A 17,683-nucleotide genomic window follows, 5' to 3' on the forward strand; every position below is an offset into this window, starting at 1 on the left:
TTTATTCTCCTTCTTTTATTCTCTAGTATCTATCTTTTATAGGTTTCTTACAGTCTACTACATTTCATTAATAAACTTCATTTCAGCGAAGAGGCTAAAAGAGAGCTGATTGGAGGCTAAAACTTTTTCAGCCAATAGATCTATAGAATTCTGGATTTTCTTTTTTATAGTTCTTCTTAAAAAAAGTTTTCAAAATAGAGCAATCACTACTTTTAATGGGTATAATAAGAACAAATGTTCTTATTTAAAAGGAGTGAAAAATATGGAAGAAAGAAGCAGTACCGGCAAAAGTTATTTAAGAAGGCAAACACGATGGGACGGACTTTTCGTATCGGAACATGCTTGGGATTTCAACAACGATGCTGTTAATGATCCGCAGCCGATGCTCAGTGCCGATGAACAAGGGGCCATCATTGATATGCTGATAGTAGCCTGTGAGCGTAAGTGCGCCGTGTTTATCCAATCCTGGCAAGAACGACATTTCCACTATTATCGTTGCACGATTCAAAAGCTGGATCAGGAGCAGTGGACCATCACGTATGAAGATTCGTTCGGTGAACGGCAACTTGCAATCGGTATGATTACTTCAATACATATGCTTGACTGAAGGAAGGCGAACAACAGGAATGGCCCATTTTTAGCGAGAGGAATATACCAGATCGATTTCTTGAATTTTTCATCTGGCTTTTAACGTCAAAGTAGGATCACGGACGCTATATCAGCCGAAACTTCCAATTTTATTATTCTTATGAACATCTTCTGTGCCAGCTTCCAAAGCAGTCTTGTAGTAGAAACATTTATGTTCGATGATTTCCATTGTCTTTTTTAGTTCTTCCATTTGCGCTTCGACTGTAGCTTTCCGCTCTACGAACATGTCGTACCGCTGCTGCAATGTGGAATCTCCATCAGAGCACCAATCGATGAAATTCTTGATCTCCTTAATAGGCATGCCGCTCGCTTTCAAGCATTCTACGATTTTCAAAGCGCCGATGTCGGTTTCTTTGAACAGGCGGGTTCCGCTTGGTGTCCGTTCTACAAATGGCATAAGTCCTTCCTTGTCGTAATAGCGCAATGTATATACGGTCAAATCCAATTCTTTTGCAACTTCGCTGATGGAAAAAGTTTTCATGATTTGTCTCCTCTTTTATATAAGTTATACCTCGAGCCCACTCTAGGTTTCGGAAGAATTTTATCATTGGATTTGTTGAAAGTCAAAGCCTGGTTATATGAAACGGAAGGATTTCTGCTTCCCACTTGACCTAGAGTTAACTATAGCCTTTAAGATTGGTTAGGAAAGAGAAAAGAAGCATTGTATAAAAAATTAATGGAGAACCAAATTATGGTTTTCGTTAATGGCCGATACAAGCAAATTCTCTTAAATATATACAGGAGGTTTTTATATGATTACTGTAAAATCACGAGCTGTCAACGGTCCTGACACACCTTTTGAAAAAACGGAAATTAAACGCCGCGACCTTGATACGCAAGACGTACTGATTGAAATCAAATATTCAGGGATCTGCCATTCAGACATTCACACTGCACACGGCGAATGGGGTCCAGTAAACTATCCTCTTGTGCCTGGCCATGAAATTGCCGGGATTGTTACAGAAGTTGGATCTGAGGTCACTAAATACAAGGTTGGGGATCGTGTAGGAGTAGGCTGTATGGTTGATTCCTGCGGCGAATGCGAAAACTGCGAAAAAGGCGAAGAGCAGTATTGCCTGAAAGGAAATGTTCCGACTTATGCCGGTATCGACAAATACGGCGAGCAGACTCAAGGCGGCTATTCTACTCATATCGTTGTAACGGAAGGTTTTGTATTGAAAATTCCAGACAATATTGGACTTGATGCTGCGGCACCATTGCTTTGCGCTGGAATTACAACGTTTTCACCGTTGAATCATTGGAATGCGGGCCCAGGCAAGAAAGTAGCGGTCGTGGGTATGGGCGGTCTTGGACACATGGCTGTTAAAATTGCACATGCCATGGGTGCTGAAGTTACCGTCTTGTCACAAACATTGAACAAGAAAGAAGATAGTTTGAAATTCGGGGCAAAAGACCACTATGCCACCAGTGACCCTGAAACTTTCGAAAAACTTGCCGGTACTTTTGATTTGATCATCAATACTGTAAGTGCCAAGCTCGACATGGACTCGTACTTCTCGCTGCTGTCGTTGAACGGATCCCTAGTAAATGTGGGCGCGCCAGCAGAGCCATTATCAGTAAATGTATTTTCTCTCATTGGCCACCGCCGGTCGTTTGCGGGTTCACTGATCGGGGGAATTCGTGAAACTCAGGAAATGCTGGACTTCTGTGCGGAACACAACATTGTTCCGAGCATCGAAGTCATTTCAGCGGACCAGATTGACGAAGCTTATGATCGTGTATTAGCTTCAGATGTGAAGTACCGTTTCGTTATCGATGTCAGCACAATATAAGCATTAACGGCTGGATTTGAGCAGTACGCTTAGGAGAAATTATACAAATTAAAAAGGGAAAGAAGATGCTAATCTTAGCACATCTTCTTTCCCTTTTTGTGTTGTATTCTGCATGTTCTGTTCGGACTCAGTTGCTGCTATTAATCTTCGGTTGTTTTTTTCCAGCTGTCGTCCATGACCATCTTGCCCGGCCACGTGTAAGCTGTAATGCCGCCATCTACTACGATATCTTGTCCTGTCAGGTAGGAGCTGTCGGTAGAAACCAGAAACAAAACAGTAGTCGCAATTTCTTTAGGGTCTCCGAGACGTCCTAAAGGTGCCAGCCACTTGTTCGTTTCTCTGAACTGTTGTCCACTTTCTTCTTCTTTTGATCCAGCTAAGTGGTCAATAAGCGGTGTTTCAATGGTGCCTGGAGAAACAGAGTTGGCGCGAATTCCAGATCTTCCGTATTCAATCGCCAGGGATTTGGTGAAATTGATGATGCCGCCTTTTGCCGCGTTATAGCCCGAACGGTTTAAGTCAGCAAAGCTTCCGGACATGGAAGCGTTGTTGACGATGGCTCCACCATGTTCCAGCATGAGCGGGATAAAATATTTGCTTACGAGAAACGTGCCGCGCAAATCGGTTTCTATAATTTCATCGAACAAGTCAACAGGGTATTCGTGTACTTTTCCACCTTCTTGATCGATCCCGGCATTGTTAAACAAAGCATAGACCGCTCCGTATTCTTCTTTTACTTGGTTAGCGAATGCTTGGACTTCCTCTTCTTTTCCAACATTTACTTGAAAGCCTTTTGCATTTCCACCGTTTTTCTTTATTTGATCGACTGTTGCATTCAGCTCTTCTTGCTTAATATCCGCAACTAGTACAATTGCGCCTTCTGCTGCAAATAGTTCAGCAGTAGCCTTTCCGATTCCAGTTGCTCCACCTGTAATAACGGTAATTTTTTCTTGTAGTCTGCTCATTTTTTTTCCTCCTTCGATAGTTGAGATGATCCGCTTTCGGGTTTATTAGAACGATTCATTTATCAATCCTTTTCCTATCTACCACTTGTGTGTTCTGATAAACCATTTCTTTTGATGTAACCGCTTTATCCCTTTTCTTTTTTTGCTTTGCAACAAGAACGCAGCTTATAGCGGTCAAACCTCGCCAAAGCAAAAAAAACCGGCTTCTCCTAAGAGAAACCGGTTTTTTACTATTATCGTACGTATGGAGCAGGGTTGACAGCGTTTGAACGTGCGCCGTTCCAGGGTCCTACGTGAATTTCAAAGTGAAGGTGCGTACCGGTTGAACGGCCTGTGTTGCCCATTCCGCCGACTTGTTGTCCCTGTGAAACCGATTGGCCGACTGATACATTGATTGAATTCATATGTGCATAAACAGTCGAATGTGTTTGGCCATTAATGGAGTGTGTAAGGATAACAACATTTCCATATCCGCCCATGCTGCCTGCGTGCGAAACCATTCCGCTCGCTGCGGCTACAATTGGTGTTCCAGGTGAGTTTGCAATATCCATTCCAAGATGTGATTCTGCTCCAGCGCCAATGTCACGGCCGCCGAATCCAGAAGTAAATCTGCCTGTTGAAGGAAGGATGAATGTTGAACTGCCTGCATTGGAAGCTACCGAAGCTTGTGTAACTTCTTGAGGTGCCGCTGCAGGTGCCGAAACTTCAGATGCTTTTGAAGCTGCTGCTGCGGCAGCTGCTTCTGCAGCAGATGCCGCAGCTTGGCGCTCGGCTTCCGCTTTACGTGCTGCTGCTTCTCTGGCTAAACGTGCTTCTTCTGCTTTGCGTGCAATTTCTGCAAGACGTGCTTGCTCTGCCCCAATTTTTTTCTCTAAATCTGCACTGACGTTCATTGTTTCGCTATGTTCTGATTCAAGCGTTGACTTTTCTTTCGCTAAACGCGATTGTTCAGCTTTTAAGTCAGTTTCAAGTTGAGCTTGTTCATTTTTTTGTGCATCAAGTGAATTTTTCAAAGTGACCAATTCTGCTTTTTTAGCTTCTTGTTCAGCAAGCTTGGTTTCCACTTCTGCTTTTTGCTCAGCTAGAAGTTTTTTGTCAGCTGCTTGTTCCCGCATAATTTCACGGTCTGCTTCTATTAAGATATTGACTGCTGAAAATCGGTCAATAAAATCGACAAAGCTGTTTGCTCCAAGAAGTACATCTATGTAGTCGACTGAGCCTCCGCTTAACTGGATCGCACGTGCACGTTCTTTTAGAAGTTCTTCGCGTTCTGCAATTTTTCTTTCCAACTCTTCAATGGACTTTCTCAATTCGTCGATTTCGACTTTTGTCTGGTCGATTTCTGCTTGAGCAACGTCAATTTTGGTTTGTGTTTCGATGATTTGGTTATCCAACTCGCGGATTTTTGCGATGATTTTTTCGAGTGTGGTTTGGTTTTGAGAGATTTCACTGGTTTTTTGTTGAATTCCGGAGTTCAATTCGCTTTGCTTCTGTTGAACCTCCTGTTTTTGTTTCTCTAAATCACTCAGTTTGTCAGCATTTGCGGTAGGCAAAAACATGGTTAAAGCCAATACAGCTGATAAAGCGATCATTAGAACTTTTGATAATGATTTCAAACTCTTGCTCCCCTTTCGTTTTCCGTGGCTATCTATAAGTTATCGTGAAAAATTAGATTATCTCGGTGATTTTCCCGGCCAATTCTTTTGCATTAGGGAAAATCCAGCAGACCCATTGTACCACCCCATAAACCTGTTTATTATTACAGTTTCTTATCAATTTGACTTCGAACATGACAAAGAGTCAGATAACTGTACAAGTAGTTTTGAAGAACTGTGCTACTTATCTAATTACAAAGGAACAAAAAAAAGCCTTTCCCCCAAAAAACTAGGGGAAAGGCTTTCAGTTATTCGTCTGCTAATACGTCAGCTTGTTCTCGTCTGACAACCAATACGTCGCATTTGGCTGTGCGGACAATGCGTTCGGAAACGCTGCCCATTATAAACCGTTCTGCAGCATTTAATCCGGTCGCACCGCAAACAATGACATCAGCATTTAATTTAGGTGCCAATTCTTTCGGGATCGCAATTTTTGGAACTCCGTATTCAATGATGACATTTACATTTTCCACGCCGGCAGCCAGCGCTTCGTCTTTGTACTTAGCCAATAGTTCTTCGGATGTTTTTTTCGTACGATCAGCAATCGTGCGGTCGTAGGCTTCAATGGAACCAAATGAACGGTTGTCGATAATATGGGCCAAGTGCAAGGTCGCGTTGTTGCGGGCAGCGGCGGCTGCACCTTTCTTGAATGCCAACTCAGATTCTTTGGAACCGTCTACTGCTACTAGAATATTGGAATATTTTAAAGTCATTCAGCATTCCTCCTCGTCTCTCTACTTAAAGGGATTCGCTGTCGGGACGCAGAGTTCCTTCTTAATTTTTATAATCTTTAGGCAACTGGTGTCGGGATGATGAACTTTATATAATAGCCAAGGCAATTCGTGGTAAAATATAGAAAAGATTCTGTTCGGAAGCATGAGGAAAGGTGGGGCCGATTTGAAGGCTGATATAGGAAGTGTGGAAGCATTGACAGAAATGGAAGAATTGCTGACCATACGCCATCAAGTCAAAAGACTGAAAAAGGACAATTATTTATTTCGTGAAGGGGATTCCATCGGCGGAGTCTTTATCATTCGCTCAGGTAAAATTCAGATTGAAAAAGTGACGCCAAACGGCCGGGAGTTGACGTTAAAAATTTGCGGACCGGGCCAAATGGTTGGCGAAGTGACTATTTTTTCCGAAGCTCCTAAGTATATGCTGGATGCACGTGCCATTGAAGACACGGTTTGCCTTCACATCTCGATCAACGATTTGGAAGAAGCCTTGCTGTCCAATGGCAAGTTGTCAGTCGCCTTTATGAAGTGGATGGGCATTGACCAGCAGAAAACACAGACGAAATTCCGTGACTTGCTGCTGCATGGCAAAAAAGGAGCGCTGTATTCAACTTTGATCAGACTTTCCAACAGCTACGGAGTCCGAACTGAAAAGGGCATCTTGATTGATATGGTGCTGACCAATCAGGAATTGGCAAACTTTTGCGGAATGACGAGGGAAGTGGTCAACCGGATGTTGAATGATTTGAAAAAACGTGGATTATTGACTTTGTGTGAAGGGAAAATACTATTGCACGATATTGAACATTTGAAGGTAGAGACAAATTGCGAAAACTGTCCGATCTATTTATGCAAAATTGATTAACACAAGAGCTTGCCCAAAAGGCAGGCTCTTTTTTTGTCTGAAATTTGTCAATCTGTCAAAAATACGCTTGGAGTGTGAGAAATGTCACAGTGCCAAACAATGGGATAGCATAGGCTGAAAGTAAGATTGATGCGCATAAGAGGTGAGAAAAAATGAGTCAGGAAAACCGGGAGCCGGAACCTAATTTGAAAGGTACGTTAGTGAGTGTATTTATAGTAGGGCTGATCATCATTGTGATGTGGATCGCCGTTTATTTAATGTATGAAGCCCGTTAAGGGAGAGAGAAAGAAAGGAATGGATTGGAATGCATCTTCATAAGTATGAAAAAATTTGGCTGGTATTCGGTATTGCTTCACTGATCGTGTTTTTAAGCGTGGTGGGAGTGAGTGCATTTTCTCAAGACCATACCCCTGCGGGAGGGATGGAAACCATCGATCCCAAAAAAGTAAACGAAACCGCACCTTTCGATAATCCGGGCGTTACCCAATTGGACGATGATACCTACCAGGTCGCCATTGTTGCACTGGCTTTCGGCTATACGGCACCGGAATTAAAAGTGCCGGTTGGCAAAGAAATCGTTTTTAAAGTGACCAGCACCGATGTGGTCCATAGTTTCACCATCGATAATACAAAGGTCAACATGATGGTCGTTCCAGGACGCATCACGACAAAATCCTACACATTTGAAAAACCCGGCACGTATTTGATTCTTTGCAATGAATACTGCGGAACGGGCCATCACATGATGTATACAGAGATAGAGGTGTACGAGGAATGATTGCTGTGCAAGATCGCAAACTCGCTTTATGGAATATCGGCGTAGCTTATGCCGCATTTTTAATCGGTACATTATGTGGACTGCTTCAGGTCTTTATCCGCAACGATGCTCTTCAGCTGCCGGCTTGGCTGGATTACTATCAAATTTTAACGGCACATGGCGTGCTGCTCGCACTTATCTTTACGACATTTTTTATTTTTGGTTTCTTTATTACGGGCATGAGCAAGAGCCTTGGAAGCTTTGGACCTAAAGTCCGGTTGTTTTCCTGGGTCGGTTTCTGGGTGACGCTGCTTGGCACTGTGATGGCGACTGCCATGATCGTGGCAGGAGAAGCTTCTGTTCTGTACACCTTTTATGCACCACTAAAGGCAAGTGGCTTTTACTATGTAGGACTTGCCTTAGTGATCATTGGAACGTGGATCAGCAGTTTCGCGTTGGTCGGGCATTACCGCGTATGGCGAAAAAATAACAAAGGGCAGTTGAGCCCGTTGTTCGCGTTCATGACCATCACCACCATCATCATGTGGATCATTGCGTGCCTTGGTGTGGTCGCAACAGTAGTGTTCCAATACATCCCGTGGGCCTTCGGCTGGACCGATACCATTGATGTAGAGCTGAGCCGCACCTTGTTCTGGTTTTTCGGGCATCCCCTTGTGTATTTCTGGCTGTTGCCGGCATACATGGCCTGGTACGTTATCGTACCGAAAATCCTGGGTGTAAAAGTATTCAGCGATTCTTTGGCACGTTTATCTTTTGTACTCTTTATCCTGTTTTCCATTCCTGTTGGATTCCACCATCAGCTGACAGAACCGGGAATTTCGAACTTCTGGAAATTCCTTCAGGTGGTGTTGACGTTCATGGTCATCGTGCCATCATTGATGACGGCGTTCTCGATGTTCGCGACATTTGAAATCGCTGGACGCAAGAATGGTGGAAAAGGCCTTTTCGGCTGGTTTACGAAGCTGCCTTGGAAAGATATCCGCTTCACGTCCATTTTTATCGCCATGGCATTCTTTATTCCCGGTGGGGCTGGCGGCATTATCAATGCGAGCTTCCAATTGAACGAAGTCGTCCACAATACCTTATGGATTGTTGGACATTTCCATATCACGGTGGGAACGCCAGTGGCCATGACGTTTATGGGGCTGACGTTTTGGCTGATCCCGTATCTGACAGGAAGAAAATTCACGAAAGCCATGAAGATGCTTGGATTGGTCCAAATCATCACCTGGTCGATTGGGATGCTCTTGATGTCAACATCGCAGCATATTTTGGGGCTTCTCGGAGCACCGCGAAGAACCGCTTATTCGGGTTATAACAACCACCCTTCCGCAATGGAATGGTTTGACGGCATCCTGACCAATCATGTCACGATGGCCGTCGGGGGAAGCATTCTTTTCGTTTCGGCAATGATTCTTATCTATATCGTTGTCATGACGATGTTCCTGTCGCCTAAAGCGGTTGAAGAAAAAGACTTGGTGGACTTTCCGATGGCGGAAAGCGACATGTCCCGCACACCGAAATGGCTGGAAAACTGGTGGATTTGGATCGGTCTTGCGGTGTTGCTCATTGCAGTCGCGTACGCGATTCCATTAAGCCATATGATTCAACATGCACCTCCAGGCTCGGAAGGATTCAAAACTTGGTAGGAGTTGAGGAATAATGTTCACGATGGTCATTTCATTGACGGTTGTCTTTGTCGCATTTACGGCGATGCTGGTGGAAATCTCTTCTATAGAAGAGTGAACTGAAGGCAGAAGCTCTGGTTTTTCAAAGTGATTGAGGAGATTAGAAAAAAATCTTATGAAAGAGTCCTTTGCCGAGTCGGCACAGGGCTCTTATCTGTGTTCAAATAAATGCACTGTGGATTTATGGTCGCTCAGCCAAAATTCCCACAAAACTCATCCGTTTGGACGCAAATCACGGCAGCAGGGCTGCGGGCCCGAAAGTGAATGGTAATCTTTGGAAAGTCGCAGCTTGTCGCAAGTTTTCTCACTGCCTATTTTTAAGCTTGTTTGGCAAGGGATGGAAATTGTATTCCTTTTAAATGTTCTATAATATTGAAACTAAAAGAACAGGAAGTTGGGGCTTATGCGATGACGATAATCGAAATAATTTTTACAGCGATAAGCTTGATTTGGGTCAGTGAATTCCTGATTTTCCGCAATCGCGGCGTCGGTCAGGGCGATTCATTGGAAAAACGTACTTTTTTTTCGATATTAGCGGCTTTGATCGGCACAATTCTTGCAGCGGCATTTTTACAGGAACTGGAGCCGTTCGAGAATCTTGTTATCGTTAGCCAACTGCTGGGCATTGTTTTGCTGGTGCTTGGGGTTTTTCTGCGGTTTTGGGGAATTTTGCATCTTAAATCGCAGTTCACACGTTACGTTACAGTTCGTGAAGGCGATGAAATTGTCAGCACGGGCCCTTACCGGAAGCTTCGCCATCCGCTTTATACCGGCTTGCTGTTCATCACACTTGGCATGGCTTTATTTTTCAGCAGTCCAATTGCGGCAGCCCTTGGAAGCGGGGCGATGATATGGGCCTTGCTCCAGCGGATCAATTATGAAGAGCGGCTGCTGATCGAGAAGTTTGGGCCGGCTTATCAGCAATGGATGAAAGAGCGTGCGCGGCTGATTCCGTTCATCTACTGACATCTTGCAAGGCCAACACATAAACACATGCGTCTAACCAAAAGCTTTTATTCGCCGTTCCGGCTTATAAAGGCTTTTTTGTTTACGTGAGCATTTCTTTTTACATCGCATACGATATAGTTTAATGTAAATCGTGTACGATATAAATGAATGGAGGAACATATAAAATGAAAACACTATTTGAAACAACGATGATCAACACAGGCGGAAGAGACGGGGCCGTATACTCACCGGACAATATTTTCTATTTGGATGTAGCAAAACCACAGGCTCTTGGCGGCTCGGCAACAACGGCCACGAATCCCGAACAGCTTTTCGCGGCGGGCTATAGCGCCTGCTTTAACAGCGCATTGGAATTGGTGCTGGAAGCTGGTAAAGTGGAAATAGAGAAAAGTGAAGTCACAGCAACTGTCGCATTGATTGGCGATAAGGATAACGGCGGTGTTAAGCTGGCGGTGAAACTTGTTGTTGACATTACTGGCATCGAGGAAGAGCTGAAACACGAATACGTAGAAAAAGCGCATCAGTACTGCCCATATTCAAAAGCGATCAAAGGATCAGTGGATGTGGAAATTAACGTTTTATAATCTTTAGTATAGGTGAGATGCAAATGGAAAAACCGACAAAACTTGAACAGCAATTATGCTTTGAGGTCTATAAAGCTTCCAGCAATTTTTCAAAGATGTATGCGAAAGCGTTGGAACCGTTCAATCTGACATTTCCGCAGTACCTGGTGCTCCTGGTTCTCTGGGAGCAAGACGGGCTGCTGACGAAGAATATCGGTGAACGGCTCGGCCTTGGTACAGGGACCTTGAACCCGATCATTAGCCGGATGATCGAACAAGGCCGGCTGACTAAACAGCAATCCGAAACCGACAAACGCGCATTTACGATTTCGCTGACTGAAAAAGCCCAAAGCGAACAGGGAGAAGTCGAACAGGCTGTCTTTCAGAAACTGATTAGCTGCGACTTTATGGGCATCAATGCAATCGAGCTGATGAAGAACTTGAAAGAGCTGAATGCTTCTTTCAAGACGATGGATTTGTAAGGAACTGTCTTGAGCCAACAAACAAGGAGTGATGCCGAATGAATATTTATGATATTGCCGTGACAAAACCGAACGGAGAAGAATATCAATTAAGCGAATACAAGGGCAAAGCCATGTTGATTGTCAATACGGCAACCAAGTGCGGCTTAAGGGACCAGTTCGACAGCCTTGAGAAAATGTATGAAAATTACAAGGACCAAGGGTTGGTAGTGCTGGGCTTTCCGTCCAATCAATTCGGCCAGGAAAAAGCCAGTGGAGAAGAAGCGCAGGAAGCTTGCCGCACAACTTATGGGGTGACGTTCCCAATGCACGACTTGGTAAAGGTCAACGGCAAAGATGCGCATCCGCTTTTCAGCTATCTGACCGACAATACAAAAGGATTTCTCTCAAGCGGAATCAAATGGAATTTCACGAAGTTTCTGATTGACCAGAACGGCAACATTGTTTCGCGATTCTCTCCAAAAGACAAACCCGAATCGTTTGAAAAGGACATTCAGAAAGTGCTGGCTAAGTAGAGTTGCGGAATGACGCCGCACGGTTATCATTCTTCTGCCGGTATTTTAGAGAATAGCTGTGAAATGCTTGATTTGCTATACTGAAAAGAGGGCTTTCCCGCACGTAAGCCGAACATTTCTGTTTCACTCTAGCCCTTGATGTGATAAGCTGTACATCATCGTAGCAGTAATGGAGTGATTAGAATGAGCAAAGCAAAAGCGAAAAGCGGTACAGGCCAGGGAACCGGCAAAAAAGGCTGGACCCGCTGGAAAGCAGGCGCCAACAAAGCCAAAAGTTTTAAGCCTTATACCAGCAAAAACAATAAAAAAGCCGACGAACCAAAAACAGAAAAAGAACGAGCTTCTGAATCTGAATGGATCGATGCATAAATAGCAAAGCTTGGTTGTCCAAAGGGGCAACTTTTTTTTATCCGATTTTAAAGGATGGGTGAACCATGAAAGTTTTTCCAGAAAAGTGTAAGATGAAAGAACAGCCCGTTTTTTGGCAGAAGGAGTGAGAAAAAATGAAGAATGTGTCAGCTCCGTTATTGAGCATTCCAGAAAAAGAAGAACTATATCAGCAAATCGCGGATTCTTCTGATGAAACAACGATTATTCATTCAAAGCAAAAAGTCTTATACATAAATCAATCAGGCGCTGAGTTTTTTAAAGCGAGCCAAGCCGACCTTGTCGGTGCAAATATAGTAGACGTCTTCACGGAAGACTACAGGGACTTGATCACAGAGCGTATCCGCAGAGGCATGGAAGACCGGACTGTCGGTGAATTGATGGATACGACGGTCAAACGTTTTGATGGGACCCGGGCAGATGTCGAATTGTACTGCTCGCCGGTTGAATACGGCAATACGACGGCGATTCAATCTATTGTACGAGACATGACAGCACAGAAAAAAATAGCACGTGAGTTGCTGCAATTGAAAAAAGAAGTTTCAACGCCAATTGTTCCCATCATCGATGGCTTGGCAGTCATGCCGCTCGTCGGTTCGGTCGATGGCGATCGAAGCAACCGTCTTCTTGATATCATTCCACAAAAAGTTCAAGGAGAAAATTTAAGTTGTCTCATCGTTGACGTATCGGGCATCTACAATATTGATCACGTCGTAGCAACCTTCCTTTATAAAATTGACCAGATTATGCGTTTGCTGGGCATCAAGCTCATTTTCACCGGGATTCGTCCGGAATTGGCGCTCAAAGCGGTAGAAGCACGTGTGGATTTCAGCCAATTGACAACATTGGGCACGGTCAAACAGGCTTTAAAACTTTATTTGACTGCAAATTAATAATTTTCTGCTTTGCGCTCGAAAGGTCTTGTCAAAGCTGTTAAAGTGATTTATAGTTTAGAAATACAATATTTAGTGTTTTTTTATAAAAATAAAACTATATATAGTGCAACCAATAATGAAGGTGCCTGAAAAGGCTTAATAGGGAATCCGGTAAAATTCCGGAGCTGTTCCCGCAACTGTAAGTGCTGACGAGCTGTCACAATCCACTGTCCAATGGACGGGAAGGAGATAGCAAGGACGACGCACGAGCCAGGAGACCTGCCTTCGTTATAGTTTATGATCTTCTCCGGGAGCTGAGAGGGATAACGAAGGCATTTTGTGTGGAGCAGCTCCTTTTTGCTGGCTTCACTCGACATTCTGCGTTTTCAACCCATCCTCCCTGAGAGGATGGGTTTTTCTTTTTGTGATAAAAATGGAGGATTGAATGCAAATGACAGAAGCGTTAGCTGCAGGTGTGGCAAGAACCATTCAAACAAGGCTGGTGCTGCCGCCTGACACCAACCATATGGGCACTATTTTCGGCGGCACGGTATTGGCATACATAGACGAAATTGCTGCGATTACTGCGATGAGGCACAGCGGCAAGGCAGTTGTGACGGCTTCGATCGATACCGTAAATTTCCTGTCTTCGGCGAAGGTGGGAGATGTCCTTATTTTAGAGGGCGTGGTTATATCTACGGGCAGAACATCGATGGAAGTGTATGTAAAAGCCGAATGCCAGCAAATCGAAACTGGCGGCAGAAGTTTGACAACAACGGCCATACTGACAATGGTTGCGGTCGACAGCGGCGGCAAACCGACTCCCGTAACGGGTGTAATTCCGGAAACGGCGGCTGAGGAAAAACTATTCAAAAGCGCACAGGAACGGAAGCAGCGGCGCATGCAAGTGAACGAATACGCAAAGGAGCTGAGCTGATATGAATATAAAGATTGAGGCAACGGAAATGAACGCGGTGGAACGAGCTCTTCAACGGGCAACAGAAGTTTACGGATTGGATACGAAGGAGTTGCTGGAACGGACAGCGAAATTGGCCGCACAGGCAAAAGGCGAGCAATCCCTGCTGTATGCGCTGAACCGCATCACCATGGACGAACCCGATTGGACTTACACTGCGGCAGAATTGTATGCGAGCGACTTGTATGAAAAAGCCGGAAGCAGCCGGAATTATCCCGCTTCCCAAAAATACGGCGACTTTTATAACCTGATTGTTGAGCTCTCACAAATCGGCATTTATTCAGGAGAGCTTCTCTCAAGCTATTCGAAAGAAGAAATCTCTGAGCTGGGCAAGGAAATCGAACCAGAGCGTGATCTGCTGTTCAACTACATCGGCCTGTTCCTGCTGGCTGACCGTTATTTGGCAAAAGACTACGAAGGACGGCTGTTTGAACTTCCGCAGGAGCGTTTTCTTGTCATTGCGATGACCTTGATGCAAAACGAACCAGAAGAGCGCCGGCTGGAGCTGGTGAAAGAAGCATACTGGGCCATGAGCCACCTGTACATGACAGTCGCAACGCCGACATTATCAAACGCGGGCAAAAGCTTCGGGCAATTGTCTTCCTGCTTTATCGATACCGTGGATGATTCGTTGGACGGCATTTATTTGAACAACTGGGACATCGCCCGCCTCAGCAAAGACGGCGGCGGAATCGGAATTTATTACGGCAAAGTGCGAGCATTGGGCTCGGACATCAAAAAATTCAAAGGCAATTCTTCAGGCGTCGTACCGTGGATCCGCCTGGTCAATGATACGGCAGTCAGCGTTGATCAACTGGGCCAGCGCCAAGGTGCAGTAGCAATTTACCTGGATGTTTTCCACAAGGACATCATGAACGGATTCCTGGATCTGAAAACCAACAACGGCGACGAGCGCCGCAAAGCGCATGATATTTTCACCGGTGTGTCGATTCCGGACTTGTTCATGGAGCGTCTGCAGGAAAAAGACGAAAATGGCCGAAGCATCGGCGAATGGCATACCTTCTGTCCGCATCAAATCAAGCAAGTGATGGGCTGGAAAGATGAAAACGGCAACGCGCTTGGACTTGAAGATTTTTACGACGAAGCAGATGAAAAATACTTCAGCGATAAATATCAGGAAGCTGTGGAGCATCCTTTATTGCCGCGCAAAACTTACCGGGCAATGGAAATCATGGCGCGCATCATGGTATCGCAGCTGGAAACCGGCACGCCGTATATGTTCTACCGGGACGAGGTCAACCGCCAAAACCCGAACAAGCACACAAGAGGCAGAGGGCTGACGTCGATTTACTGCAGTAATTTGTGTACAGAAATCATGCAGAACATGTCTGCTACAACCATCATGAAAGAATACACCGATGAAGACGGCAACCTTGTGATGATCCGCAAGCCAGGCGATTTTGTCGTCTGCAACTTGTCTTCGATCAACTTGCCGAGAGCGGTCAAAGCGGATGTATTGGAGCGGGTAATACCGATCCAGCTGCGCATGCTGGATAACGTCATTGATTTGAATACGATTTCTGTCGGGCAGGCCGATGCAACGAATAAAAAATATAGAGCCGTAGGGTTAGGGACGTTCGGATGGCACCATCTTTTGGCGCTTGAAGGCATCCATTGGGAAAGCGAAAAGGCTGTGGAATTCGCGGATACGCTTTACGAGGAAATCGCTTATCAGACGATCCGCGCCTCAATGCAGCTGGCTGAAGAAAAAGGTGCCTTCAGCAAATTTGAGGGCTCTGAATGGCAGACAGGCGAGTACTTTGAACGCCGCAACTACAGCAGTGAACGCTGGAACAAGCTGCAGCAGGAAGTGGCATCGACGGGTGTCCGCAACGGTTGGATGATGGCGGTCGCACCAAACTCATCGACCGCCAAAATCGGCGGTTCGACAGATGGCATCGATCCCCTTTACGCCGTTGAATATGCGGAAGAGAAGAAGAACTTCAAATTCAAGGTGACGGCGCCTGACCTGGACCACAACACGTACGATTATTACCGCCGTGCACGCCACGTGCTGGACCAGAAATGGAGCATCCGCCAAAATGCAGCGCGTCAGCGGCATATCGACCAGTCCATCAGCTTTAACTTTTATGTGCCGCATACCATCAAAGCGAAAGAATTGCTGGAGCTTCATTTGGAAGCATGGAAGCACCACCTGAAAACGACCTATTACGTCCGCAGCACGTCACAGGCGGAAATTGAAGAATGCGAAGCATGCCAAAGCTAAAGGAGGATTTCCATGACCATACATGAACCGTTGACGAAGATTAAATTATTGAACCCGGAACACCCGAACAAATCGACCGGCGTCTTGAACGGCCGGTCGTCAGGCTTATTGAACTGGAACGATATTGCTTATCCGCAAATGTATGATTTGTACCAGGCGCTTTTGGCCAACTTCTGGAAAGCGCAGGAAATCAATATGCAGGATGACATTAAGCAATGGGACAGCTTGAGTGACGTGGAGAAAGATGTCTTTTTGCGCATCAACACGCAGCTGGCATCGCTCGACAGCCTGCAGACGCCGACAATGAGCCAGGCGATGGATTACGTGACCGATTCCAGCTTCAAAGCCATTTTCGCGGTCATCTCCCAGCAGGAAGCGGTCCATACCGAGTCGTACTCCTATATCTTGAGTTCGCTGGTCTCGGTGAGCGAGCAGAATGCACGCTTTGACCAGGCGAAAAGCGATCCGGTCGTCCAAAAACGGAACGATTTGATTTTGGATGCTTACGAGGAATTCCGCCAGAATCCGACGCCGCAGAACCTGTTCAAGCTGAGCGTCAATTCGATTAACCTGGAAGGCATTTATTTCTATGCCGGTTTTGCCTTTTTCTATCACCTGGCACGCCAGCAGAAAATGCTGAAAACCAGTACGATGATCAGCTATATCCAGCGCGACGAGATGCAGCATGCTTATTTTATTGCCCAGTTTATCCGGATCATGATGACGGAAAACCCGGAACTGAACACAGAGGAGAATATTCAATACATCTACAAGACAGTCGATCAGGCCGTGCAGCTCGAAAAAGAATGGGCGCATTACATTCTCGCTGATATCGAAGGCTTGGACTTGGTGGAGTTTGAGGGCTATGTAGAGTACCTCGCCAATAAACGCCTGCGGCAGCTTGGATTGGATAATCTTTATGAAGAACGCAGCAATCCGATGCCGTGGATCCAGGTATTTGGCGATGACATGATGAACGAGACGAAATCCGACTTTTTCGAGCAGAAATCCCGGACGTATACCAAGGTGTCACAGTCCAATGGCTTTGACGAACTATAGACCGAAATTAGCGATTGTCTACGCTTCGGTCACCGGCAATACGGAGCAATTGGCGGAGATGCTGCAGGAAGCTGCACTGGAACAGGGCCTGCGAACCGAGCTGTACCGGGTTGAAGAATTTCCACTGTCTGAATTGTCCAGCTGTGATGGGGTATTGATCGGCACCTACACATGGGGAAGCGGCGAAATTCCTGAAGAAATGCAAGGCTTGTACCAAGCTGTCGAGGAGTTGGATAGAAAACAGCTCCAGACAGCTGTTTTTGGCACGGGCGACAGCTTTTTCGCCGAGTTTTGCGGCGCGGTCGACCGCTTCCGCGACATGCTGTATGTGAAGACGCAATTGATAGCTACCCTGAAAGTGGAATTGATGCCGCAGCCGAGTGATGCCATACGCTGCGAGAAAATGGTGAAACTGATCAAGCCGCGCACTTCCTAAAGGTTTCCCTCTCAAATCAACGGGTATGGATGACTATATAAATGATG

The 17,683-nt window shown here is 45.5% G+C and carries 19 protein-coding genes and 1 riboswitch; of the genes, 15 read left to right on the forward strand and 4 right to left on the reverse strand.

Features of this window, described 5'->3' with window-relative positions; genetic code table 11:
• The first annotated feature begins 262 nt into the window (after positions 1-262).
• A complete protein-coding gene (locus GJB59_RS01405; RefSeq protein WP_142828507.1) occupies positions 263-607 on the forward strand; it encodes a YolD-like family protein in 345 nt (114 codons plus the stop codon).
• 111 nt (positions 608-718) lie between these two features.
• Here GJB59_RS01405 and GJB59_RS01410 read toward each other — a convergent pair whose 3' ends face one another.
• A complete protein-coding gene (locus tag GJB59_RS01410; protein ID WP_142828508.1) occupies positions 719-1,129 on the reverse strand; it encodes a MerR family transcriptional regulator in 411 nt (136 codons plus the stop codon).
• 271 nt (positions 1,130-1,400) lie between these two features.
• On the opposite strand from GJB59_RS01410, the gene GJB59_RS01415 reads away from it, so the two are divergent.
• Positions 1,401-2,441: an NAD(P)-dependent alcohol dehydrogenase gene (locus GJB59_RS01415; protein WP_142828509.1), complete on the forward strand. Its 1,041-nt coding sequence runs from the start codon at positions 1,401-1,403 to the stop codon at positions 2,439-2,441.
• A 140-nt stretch (positions 2,442-2,581) separates the two neighbouring features.
• Here GJB59_RS01415 and GJB59_RS01420 read toward each other — a convergent pair whose 3' ends face one another.
• From GJB59_RS01420 to GJB59_RS01430, 3 genes are all read right to left on the reverse strand, one after another.
• A complete protein-coding gene (locus GJB59_RS01420; RefSeq protein ID WP_142828510.1) occupies positions 2,582-3,406 on the reverse strand; it encodes an SDR family oxidoreductase in 825 nt (274 codons plus the stop codon).
• Positions 3,407-3,639: 233 nt separating this feature from the next.
• On the reverse strand, positions 3,640-5,022 hold the full coding sequence (locus tag GJB59_RS01425; protein ID WP_142828511.1) for a murein hydrolase activator EnvC family protein: 1,383 nt from the start codon (positions 5,020-5,022) through the stop codon (positions 3,640-3,642).
• 287 nt (positions 5,023-5,309) lie between these two features.
• Positions 5,310-5,774, reverse strand: a complete 465-nt coding sequence (locus tag GJB59_RS01430) for a universal stress protein (protein ID WP_142828512.1) — start codon at positions 5,772-5,774, stop codon at positions 5,310-5,312.
• A 223-nt stretch (positions 5,775-5,997) separates the two neighbouring features.
• Here GJB59_RS01430 and GJB59_RS01435 point away from each other — a divergent pair, with 223 nt between their 5' ends.
• The 13 genes from GJB59_RS01435 (at position 5,998) to GJB59_RS01495 (ending at position 17,636) form a co-directional block, all read left to right on the forward strand.
• Positions 5,998-6,660 carry a Crp/Fnr family transcriptional regulator gene (locus GJB59_RS01435; protein WP_280525830.1) on the forward strand — a complete coding sequence of 221 codons (663 nt, stop codon included), beginning with the start codon at positions 5,998-6,000 and terminating at the stop codon, positions 6,658-6,660.
• A gap of 304 nt (positions 6,661-6,964) precedes the next feature.
• Positions 6,965-7,438, forward strand: a complete 474-nt coding sequence (locus GJB59_RS01440) for a cytochrome c oxidase subunit II (protein ID WP_142828515.1) — start codon at positions 6,965-6,967, stop codon at positions 7,436-7,438.
• Positions 7,435-9,087: a b(o/a)3-type cytochrome-c oxidase subunit 1 gene (locus GJB59_RS01445; protein WP_142828516.1), complete on the forward strand. Its 1,653-nt coding sequence runs from the start codon at positions 7,435-7,437 to the stop codon at positions 9,085-9,087. Before GJB59_RS01440 ends, GJB59_RS01445 begins: the two co-directional genes overlap by 4 nt.
• A gap of 447 nt (positions 9,088-9,534) precedes the next feature.
• A complete protein-coding gene (locus tag GJB59_RS01450) occupies positions 9,535-10,092 on the forward strand; it encodes a methyltransferase family protein (protein WP_142828517.1) in 558 nt (185 codons plus the stop codon).
• Between the two features lie 167 nt (positions 10,093-10,259).
• The gene (locus GJB59_RS01455) at positions 10,260-10,679 is read left to right on the forward strand and encodes an organic hydroperoxide resistance protein (protein WP_142828518.1); all 420 of its coding nucleotides are present in this window, start codon (positions 10,260-10,262) and stop codon (positions 10,677-10,679) included.
• Positions 10,680-10,702: 23 nt separating this feature from the next.
• Entirely contained in the window at positions 10,703-11,140 is a 438-nt protein-coding gene (locus tag GJB59_RS01460; RefSeq protein WP_142828519.1) for a MarR family winged helix-turn-helix transcriptional regulator, read from the forward strand.
• Between the two features lie 38 nt (positions 11,141-11,178).
• Positions 11,179-11,655: a glutathione peroxidase gene (locus tag GJB59_RS01465; protein WP_142828520.1), complete on the forward strand. Its 477-nt coding sequence runs from the start codon at positions 11,179-11,181 to the stop codon at positions 11,653-11,655.
• Between the two features lie 183 nt (positions 11,656-11,838).
• Positions 11,839-12,024 carry a DUF3934 family protein gene (locus GJB59_RS01470; protein ID WP_185960073.1) on the forward strand — a complete coding sequence of 62 codons (186 nt, stop codon included), beginning with the start codon at positions 11,839-11,841 and terminating at the stop codon, positions 12,022-12,024.
• Positions 12,025-12,158: 134 nt separating this feature from the next.
• Positions 12,159-12,935: a PAS domain S-box protein gene (locus GJB59_RS01475; RefSeq protein ID WP_142828521.1), complete on the forward strand. Its 777-nt coding sequence runs from the start codon at positions 12,159-12,161 to the stop codon at positions 12,933-12,935.
• 105 nt (positions 12,936-13,040) lie between these two features.
• Positions 13,041-13,218, forward strand: a riboswitch (cobalamin riboswitch).
• Between the two features lie 150 nt (positions 13,219-13,368).
• Positions 13,369-13,854, forward strand: a complete 486-nt coding sequence (locus GJB59_RS01480; RefSeq protein ID WP_142828648.1) for an acyl-CoA thioesterase — start codon at positions 13,369-13,371, stop codon at positions 13,852-13,854.
• Position 13,855: 1 nt separating this feature from the next.
• Positions 13,856-16,141 (forward strand): ribonucleoside-diphosphate reductase subunit alpha, encoded by a 2,286-nt coding sequence (locus GJB59_RS01485; RefSeq protein WP_142828522.1) that lies wholly within the window; start codon positions 13,856-13,858, stop codon positions 16,139-16,141.
• A gap of 12 nt (positions 16,142-16,153) precedes the next feature.
• On the forward strand, positions 16,154-17,200 hold the full coding sequence (locus GJB59_RS01490) for a ribonucleotide-diphosphate reductase subunit beta (RefSeq protein WP_142828523.1): 1,047 nt from the start codon (positions 16,154-16,156) through the stop codon (positions 17,198-17,200).
• On the forward strand, positions 17,181-17,636 hold the full coding sequence (locus GJB59_RS01495; RefSeq protein ID WP_142828524.1) for a flavodoxin domain-containing protein: 456 nt from the start codon (positions 17,181-17,183) through the stop codon (positions 17,634-17,636). The genes GJB59_RS01490 and GJB59_RS01495 overlap by 20 nt, the downstream gene beginning before the upstream one ends.
• Positions 17,637-17,683: the final 47 nt, after the last annotated feature.

Source organism: Planococcus soli, from assembly GCF_016881065.1.
Classification (GTDB): Bacteria; Bacillota; Bacilli; order Bacillales_A; family Planococcaceae; genus Planococcus; species Planococcus soli.